Origin of the sequence: Nostoc sp. DedQUE12b (genome assembly GCF_034530835.1) — a bacterium.
In the GTDB taxonomy this organism is placed as follows: domain Bacteria; phylum Cyanobacteriota; class Cyanobacteriia; order Cyanobacteriales; family Nostocaceae; genus Nostoc.
Window position 1 is genome coordinate 24,741 of record NZ_JAVRCI010000054.1, and the last position, 7,147, is coordinate 31,887.

The following is a 7,147-nucleotide window of genomic DNA, read 5'->3' on the forward strand; positions in this document are numbered from 1 at the left end:
TTAATGTCAATATCACAAATCTGTCATTAATCTTGCCTTCCGAAGCAGGAATTGCAGCACAGTTTCTTCGCGGGTAATAATATCAACTCTGCCATCCATACCCAATTGAATTTGACATTTTTTTGTACTGCGACCTAAAGCAAGTTTCTCTGGTTCAATTGTGACTTCGTAAAAAGCACCTACAGCAGTTGCTTTTGGGATAGAGTTCGTATCAGTATCTGCATCGTTTTTTTGCGAACTCACAGCATCCGGGGAAATTGCTTTGACAACGCCATTGAGAGTACCATAATCAGGATAAGCACAAGCACTAACTCGCATTTGCACCTTTTGACCGACTTTTATCTTACCTTTTTCTTCAGAACCGACAGCTGCTTTGATAACTAAAGGTGCATGACTAGGAACAATTTGCACAACTTCCTCCCCAGCCCGGAGAGTTTGACCAGGGTTTCTCAAATTGAGCTTGGAAATAATCCCGTCTGCTGTAGCGGTAATAGTAGTTTGCTTCAGGTCAATTTCGACTTGCTTAAATTCGCTAGTATCACGCTCTAATTGTTTTTCCGTTTCAATTTTCTGTTTTATAAGTGCTTGAAGTTCTCTTTCTAAAGATGCTTTGTTTACTTCCCCAGAAGCTTTTTCTTGAGCAATGCGTTCAGTCGCCATTGCTATCTCTGCATTGCTGGGGTTCAGAGCTGCTTGAGCGCGATCGCGTTTAGCAATAGCCCCATTAACAGCTTGTTTTAGCCGTTCATTTGTTTTTTCTTGAGCTTTATAAGTTGCTTTTTGCGCCTGTACAGCTTGTTCTTGTTGTTTCACAGCCAACTGTACTTCTTCAAGTTGATCGCGGGATAATGCCCCTTGTTTGGCGGCACTGTCATATCGGCTCTGCTTTGATGTCGCTGCTCCTAAAGCTGCCTCAGTTGCGTGGAGATTAGCTAATGCTGATTGTAACTGTGCTTGACCTGCATATAATTCTTCTTGAGCCATTTTGACATTGGCTTCTGCTTCTTGAAGTTCAGTGATGCTAGTAATTTTTTTGTCTTGATGAGCGCGATCGCGTCCCTGCAATTCTGCTTTAGCAGAAGCGATAGTCCGATTAGTGCGATCGCTTTCAGCTCGAATTTGACTATTTATTGCATTTATTTGTGGAACAGTTTGAATTAGTTGTAACCTAGCTTGTTGAATATTGGTTTGCAACTGGTTTTTTTTAGTTTGCAGTCGAGAATCATCAATAGTGGCAATTTTATCTCCTTTTTGCAGCGTTTGATTTTCTTTGACGTAAATCTGCATTACCTGTCCTTCTGTCGCCGCCTGTACAATTGGCAATTCACCCGCAGGACGAATGACCGCTTGCCCTTTTACCGTAACTTTATATTTAACCACCGCAGCCACAGGAACAGCTAACGCCAAGGCAAACACGATAAATAGTCCGCCAAATGTAGTCCAACGACTAATTGGTGGGAGAAACTCGTTGTCTTGAACTAAAGGTAAAAAATTTGTTTGAGGGTTACTAATCATAAGTGCTGAGTAGATATAAAATACCCAATAACCATTAACTAATTACGAAGAACTAAAGAAGATTTAAACCCATTATTAGAAGGAGAAATCTCATCAATAAAGCTTAAATGCTCTCCAGGTATATGACGTAATTCTTCTGGAGTTCCTTGAATTTTTAAATATCCATTTTCAAGCAAAACAATCCAATCAGCCCGTTTGATAACTTGAGGGCGGTGGCTAATCATAATTGTAGTTTTGCCTTGACGGTGAGCAAGTAATCTATTCAAAATTCGGGTTTCACTTACTGGATCGAGAGCGCCTGTCGATTCATCTAAAATTAATATAGGTGGGTCAGTCACAATTGCTCTAGCTATAGCTAATCTCTGCCTTTGTCCGCCAGAAAGATTTGCTCCAAATTCACCTAAAACAGTTTGATATTTATCAGGTAATTTACTAATAAATTCATCTGCACCAGCAATTTTGCAAGCTTTGACTATCTCCTCAAAACTAACGTTGGGATAACTGAAGCGAAAATTTTCAACAATCGAACGGCTCCAAAAATGAGGTTCTTGGGGAACTAATATGATTTGCTGTCGCAAACATTCTAAAGATAAATCTTGCTGGTTGTATAAACCGTAACAAATATTCCCAGATTGGACTTGATATAAACCAGTAATTAATTTGCCAAGAGAACTTTTACCACAGCCTGATTGACCGATTAAGGCTATTACTTGACCACCAGGGATAGTTAAAGAAAAATTTTCTAACAGGTCAGTTCTACCAGCATGATGAAAGTTAACTTGAGAACAAATAATATCTGCGTTTCCAGGAATTTCTGCCCAAGGTTTTTTAAAGTCATTTTCATCTTCTGGGGTAGAATCTATCACTTCTGTCAAGCGTTGAACGACAATTTGAGCAGTGATAAATTGATCGATTAGCCCGACTACTGACGCTAAAAACCCAAGAAAGCTGCCACTCATACCACTGTACGCCAGCAGTTGACCGATGGATAATGTCTGATTGATCACCAAGCTAGAACCGAACCAGAGTATGCCAATACTCGTCAATTTGGAAAGAATACTCGTGACTGTGCTGCTGTAAAGCCCCAATTTCATTGTATCCCAGCCTAAGTTAGCAAGGCGACCAAAATTTGTCTGATACTCTTGCCAAGCTTGAGGAGTTGCTTGGGTGGTTTTGAGGACTTGAACACCGTGAAAGGTTTCGACTAAAAAGCCTTGATTTTCTGTACCTTTAACTATGAGGCTGCGGGTTTTCTGGCGTAAGGTGGGAAGAAAAAGCAGGTTGACTCCTGTGACAATGATAAAGGCAGCGACGGAAGCTAGAGTAAGTTCCCAACTATAGAAAAGCATGAAACCCAAAGAAACCAGAGCCACAAAAAATTGACTGGGTAAACCAAGGACAATTTCGGAAACTAGATTATTGATGGTATGAACATCTGCAATCCGGCTAACGACTTCCCCACTGCGACGAGCTTCAAAATAAGATAGGGGTAAGCGCAACAGTTTTCGGCCGTATTCTAAAATTAGCCCGTATTGCAACCGTTGACCAAAATGACCAATCAGGTGAGATTGTACCAAACCAATGGCATTTTGAATTAGGTTCATGGCAATGACGCCAATTGCCACTGTTGTTAGCAGTTGGGTATCTCCCCGCACTAGCACATCATCGGTGAGGAGTTGCATCATTAAAGGGGAAGCCAGGGATAACAGCCCGATCGCAAAGTTAATGGCGATCGCCTGAATCAGAAGGTTACGATAGGGTAATATCCGGGCAATAAAGCGCCCAAAACCGCCAATTTTATCTTCTGATTGCTCATAAAAGCGGCTGTCGTCTGGCATTAGCAGCAGCATCACACCATCACTCCAACCCGCCATCAACTCTTTTAGGGTGAGATAACGGATACCAACTGCGGGGTCAGAGATAATACATTTTTTCCCCTTCAGCCCGTAAAAGACCACCCAGTGGTAGCCTTTCCAGTGAATGATCGCAGGCAAGGGAACTTCATTTAATTTTTCTAGTACTTGTGCGGTGGCTTGGACTTGACGAGCATGGAATCCCAGGGTTTCTGCTCCCCGCCTTAAACCTAATAGTGTAGTTCCTCGCGTTCCCGTGCCTACAGCTTCTCGCACGCGATTGAGGGCAAAGGTGCGTCCGTAGTGTTTGGCAACAGTAGCTAGGCTTGCAGCACCACAGTCTTCCTCACTGTGTTGGAGAACAACCTGATATCTCATGGTAAAATTAAATATTTATGAAAAAAGTAGGAGCGAAAGCAATCTCGCCCTTAGTAACTGCGAGAAAAAGCGTTACTCAGCTAAAAGCGAAGGTGACAGCGTTTTTTCTCTTTTGATTTTCAGGACTTAAGTTTCAAGAATCACAATAGATGAGATCGGATCGTTGAAAGTGTTAGCTCAACCTACCCGATCCTCCGGAAGGATGTGATTGAATCACTAAAACCGAGACCAATATTTGCATAACGTCCTGGTCCCAAATCGGCAGAAACACCCCGAAATTGAGAATCTGTGTAGAACCTCCAAACACCCTCGTTGACTACAATCGAGGTAATACGGTCATTTACTCTGTTGCCCACATTTCCAGTACCTTCGTTTGTCAGCACTAACAGCTTTCTAAAATTGCTGTCATCGTAGAGTTCCAATGCAGCACCGCCAGAAACAGCAGCAGCAGTTTCATGGGAAAGGTCTTGCACACCTTCGCTGCTGTAAAATAGATAGTTAGTAGGACTCATATTTGATTTTTGAAAAGCTCAGTACAACTAGATATCTATGAAAAAATAAGGAGCGAAAGCAACCTCGCCCCTAGTAACTGGGAGAAAAAACGTTACTCAGCTAAAAGCGAAGGTGAGAACGTCTTTTCTCTTTTGATTTTCAGGACTTAAGTTTCAAGAATCACAATAGATGAGATCGGATCGTTGAAAGTGTTAGCTCAACCTACCCGATCCTCCGGAAGGATGTGATTGAATCACTAAAACCGAGACCAATATTTGCATAACGTCCTGGTCCCAAATCGGCAGAAACACCCCGAAATTGAGAATCTGTGTAGAATCTCCAAACACCCTCGTTGACTACAATCGAGGTAATACGGTCATTTACGCGCTCGCCCACATTTCCAGTACCATCGTTTGTCTGCACTAACAGCTTCCTAAAATTGCTGTCATTGTAGAGTTCCAATGCAGCACCGCCAGAAATAGCAGCAGCACTTTCATAGGAAAGGTCTTGCACAGCTTCGATACTGTAAAGGTCTTGGGTTTGGTTGTTGATGTTAGACATTGTTTTTCTCCTGAGTTTCAGATTGTGTTTGAAGTGAAGGTAATCGCTTGTTTGCCTTGACTCTAATTCTTAATTGGTAGCAGTGATTAAATTTTATTCACTGTTGGGAATGAGAGTTTTTTCCGGTTTACTAACCTAACTGATTTTTAACTAGTAGCAGTGACATGGGTTTATTCACTGTCGGTAATCAGGCGTTTTTGGCTTTCCCTTCTGATTTTTAATAAATAGCAAGCAGTGATGAAATTTCATTCACTGTGGGAATTAGAGTTATTACCGGCTTGCTAACCTGACTGATTCTTAATAGGTAGTTCAACTCGTAACGTAAAACTTGAAAGGCTATAGTTCCAAGGAAAGCCAACTTTACACGACACGATATAAGAAAAATATTTTGTCGTTATTAAACTAAGTTGGATTACGCTCTACATAACCCAACCTAGTTTAGTTTCTGTTGGGTTATTCGTTATTATTGAACGTTTCTTTTTGCTGACGATATGACATCATTATATACTCCTCCATTTAAATTTTGGAGGTTAGAATATTCTCCTGGTCCCAAAATTAGACCTGAACCACTAAAGTTAGCATCTGACCAAAATACCCACTCACCAGAAAAGACTTTAATCGATGATATTTGATCGTTAAAAGAAAAAAGAGGTACGTCATAATCAAAAATATTTGAAGCAGTTCCTGAGAAATTTGCATCTGTAAATACTTGCGCTGAAGCACCACCTTGAATGGTAGCAGCCTTTTCACAGTCGAGTTCTTGAAAAAGTACATCGTTGTTCATATCTACTCCGTGGTTGTTGATGTTAGACATTGTTTTTCTCCTGAGTTTCAGATTGTGTTTGAACTGAAGGTTAAGCTCGTTTGCCTTGACTCTGATTCTTAATTGGTAGCAGTGAGTAAATTTTATTCACTGTCGGAAATCAGAGTTATTTCCGGCTTACTAACCTTCCTGATTCTTAATTGGTAGCAGTTACATAATTTTATTCACTGTTAAGAATCAGGCGTTTTGGGCTAGTTTGACCTTCTAATTTTTAATTGGTAGCAGTGACATGATTTTATTCACTTGATTCAGCAGTGCCAATTTGGTAATATCCTCTCTTATGCATAAGTTGATTGTCCTGACACCAATACTCAATTAAGGCTTCCAAGCTAAATTTCCTTTTCTATAGGAGAGTGCAATGTCTTTTAGAACTGCGCCAAACTGGTTACAAGGTCTAGGAATTGCCATTGTCAGTGCGATCGCTTTATATGCAAATATTTCAGTTGCCCAAATCACCCCAGACGGCACTCTGCCAAATAATTCCAACGTCACATTAGAGAACAACACCTTTAAAATCACCGGAGGAAGTCAAGCAAGGGGTAATCTCTTCCATAGCTTTAAAGATTTTTCTGTTCCTACTGGCTTGGAGGCATTTTTTAACAATGCTGCAAATATTCAAAACATTATTAGCCGAGTCACAGGAAATTCTATCTCTAATATTGATGGTTTAATCCGAGCTAACGGCACAGCTAACCTCTTTCTAATTAATCCCAATGGTATTATCTTTCGTGAAAATGCTCGGTTAAATATTGGTGGTTCATTTTTTGCCACATCTGCCAATAGTATGAAATTTGCTGATGGATTTGAATTTAGTGCAAAAAATCCTCAATCTAGACCTTTGTTAACTATTAATGTCCCTATTGGTTTGCAATTCGGGAGCAATGCTGGAAATGTTTCGGTAGAAAGGTCTAATCTACAGGTAAATCCTGCTAAAAGTTTAATACTTGTTGGCGGCAATGTGAGCATCGATGGTGGTCAGCTTGTAGCTCCTTCGGGAAGTGTGGAGTTGGGGGGAGTAGCAGGAGAAAACACCGTTGGACTTTTTTCTAACGGGGATTTTCTTGGTTTGAATTTTCCCCAAGGAGTGCCACAAGCTGATGTGTCTCTCACCAATCAAGCTGAAGTGAATGTACTTGCAAGTAGTGGTGGTAGTATTGCTGTCAATGCAGCAAATTTGAATATATCGGAGGGAAGCCAACTGATAACAGGAATTTCAGGCGTTGGTTCATCCAAAACTCAGGCGGGAGATATTAAAATTAATGCCACTGGGATAGTTGCGATCGCAAACAGCAGCAATATTTCCAATCAAGTGCTAGAGAACGCTGTGGGTAATAGTGGAAATATTAATATCAAGGCTGATTCACTTTCTCTGAGCAATAACTCTTTTCTAGCAGCCAGTACCAAAGGACAGGGAAATGCAGGCAACGTCACTATCAATACAAACTCGCTTTCTGTTTTTAAAGACTCTTACTTAGCAGCCAGCGCCAATGGAGAAAACGGAGATGCTGGGAATATAAATATTAAT

General features: G+C 40.8%; 6 protein-coding genes. 1 reads left to right on the top strand and 5 read right to left on the bottom strand.

The features are described 5' to 3' along the window. Positions 1-12 precede the first annotated feature (12 nt). From RMY16_RS23095 to RMY16_RS23115, 5 genes are all read right to left on the bottom strand, one after another. Positions 13-1,515: an HlyD family efflux transporter periplasmic adaptor subunit gene (locus tag RMY16_RS23095; protein WP_322662656.1), complete on the bottom strand. Its 1,503-nt coding sequence runs from the start codon at positions 1,513-1,515 to the stop codon at positions 13-15. A 38-nt stretch (positions 1,516-1,553) separates the two neighbouring features. Continuing rightward, on the bottom strand, positions 1,554-3,746 hold the full coding sequence (locus RMY16_RS23100; protein ID WP_322738313.1) for a peptidase domain-containing ABC transporter: 2,193 nt from the start codon (positions 3,744-3,746) through the stop codon (positions 1,554-1,556). A gap of 182 nt (positions 3,747-3,928) precedes the next feature. Then, complete coding sequence (locus RMY16_RS23105) at positions 3,929-4,258, bottom strand: beta/gamma crystallin-related protein (RefSeq protein ID WP_322738314.1); 330 nt, start codon at positions 4,256-4,258, stop codon at positions 3,929-3,931. A gap of 202 nt (positions 4,259-4,460) precedes the next feature. Continuing rightward, the gene (locus RMY16_RS23110) at positions 4,461-4,799 is read right to left on the bottom strand and encodes a beta/gamma crystallin-related protein (RefSeq protein WP_322662662.1); all 339 of its coding nucleotides are present in this window, start codon (positions 4,797-4,799) and stop codon (positions 4,461-4,463) included. Positions 4,800-5,262: 463 nt separating this feature from the next. Next, complete coding sequence (locus tag RMY16_RS23115) at positions 5,263-5,613, bottom strand: beta/gamma crystallin-related protein (RefSeq protein ID WP_322738315.1); 351 nt, start codon at positions 5,611-5,613, stop codon at positions 5,263-5,265. Positions 5,614-5,980: 367 nt separating this feature from the next. Between RMY16_RS23115 and RMY16_RS23120 the strand changes: the two genes are divergently transcribed. Further along, the coding region (locus tag RMY16_RS23120; RefSeq protein ID WP_322738316.1) for a filamentous hemagglutinin N-terminal domain-containing protein at positions 5,981-7,147 on the top strand (1,167 nt) is incomplete at its 3' end.

Bases quoted from the DNA above. Each gene is read 5' to 3' on its own strand.
- RMY16_RS23095 (WP_322662656.1), bottom strand. From the start codon at position 1,515: ATGATTAGTAACCCTCAAACAAATTTTTTACCTTTAGTTCAAGACAAC.
- RMY16_RS23100 (WP_322738313.1), bottom strand. From the start codon at position 3,746: ATGAGATATCAGGTTGTTCTCCAACACAGTGAGGAAGACTGTGGTGCT.
- RMY16_RS23105 (WP_322738314.1), bottom strand. From the start codon at position 4,258: ATGAGTCCTACTAACTATCTATTTTACAGCAGCGAAGGTGTGCAAGAC.
- RMY16_RS23110 (WP_322662662.1), bottom strand. From the start codon at position 4,799: ATGTCTAACATCAACAACCAAACCCAAGACCTTTACAGTATCGAAGCT.
- RMY16_RS23115 (WP_322738315.1), bottom strand. From the start codon at position 5,613: ATGTCTAACATCAACAACCACGGAGTAGATATGAACAACGATGTACTT.